The organism is Paraclostridium dentum, from assembly GCF_012922555.1.
Classification (GTDB): domain Bacteria; phylum Bacillota; class Clostridia; order Peptostreptococcales; family Peptostreptococcaceae; genus Paraclostridium; species Paraclostridium dentum.
In genome coordinates this window covers 1-629 of record NZ_WIPK01000079.1, presented here as the reverse complement: position 1 = coordinate 629, position 629 = coordinate 1, and the positions used below count along the sequence as shown (strand labels likewise).

Below are 629 nucleotides of genomic sequence, written 5' to 3'. Positions count from 1 at the left end.
TGCACCTGAGAGCTACTAATGCACAAGGAACGAATCACACTTTTAAGACAAGGTACTTCCTTTTTAGTAACTTAGTAATTACAGCATATTTAGTCCATGCTGTCGACCTTTACTCAGTTGACCCTTGAGTTATGTACTGGTATGGTGTGATGACATCTATAAAGGAACGCTCTTTAGCTTTATGCCGCTGGAAGTGTTGCGCTGCTTGTAGCTGCTTCAGGTTGCGATACGGGGCTCCAGCTTTGCGTAACTAAGGACAAGATTTAAAAAAAATAAAAGAATTAAGGCTTAAGCACTGTCCGGGTAGACCATGTGGTAAAGCTGATCCTGGGCGATGCCTAAATAGGTGCGTGCAGCTCCTGTTGTTTCCGAATACACATTCTTAGCTTTCTCTTCTAGTTTGAAATCCTTGATGCTTTCTACAACTGAACCAGCAACTTTCATGCTGTAATCATAATAGCCCCTCAGTTGGTCAAGTAGGTAGGTAACTGGTCCGTTTTGCTCCTCCTCCTCAGGAGTTTCTCTAGGTACACGGAAGCTCTCCGCACCAAAGGCGAAGACTGTGATAAGCACAGAAGCAATGAGCAGCTTATTCATGCTGACTATTGAATTGTTTGTCCTCAGTAGGA

The 629-nt window shown here is 43.6% G+C and carries 1 protein-coding gene; it reads right to left on the bottom strand.

What is annotated here, in order from left to right; translation table 11 throughout:
* Window positions 1–288: 288 nt before the first annotated feature.
* On the bottom strand, window positions 289–629 hold a 341-nt coding region (locus GFJ41_RS17845; protein ID WP_206001600.1), incomplete at its 5' end, for a hypothetical protein.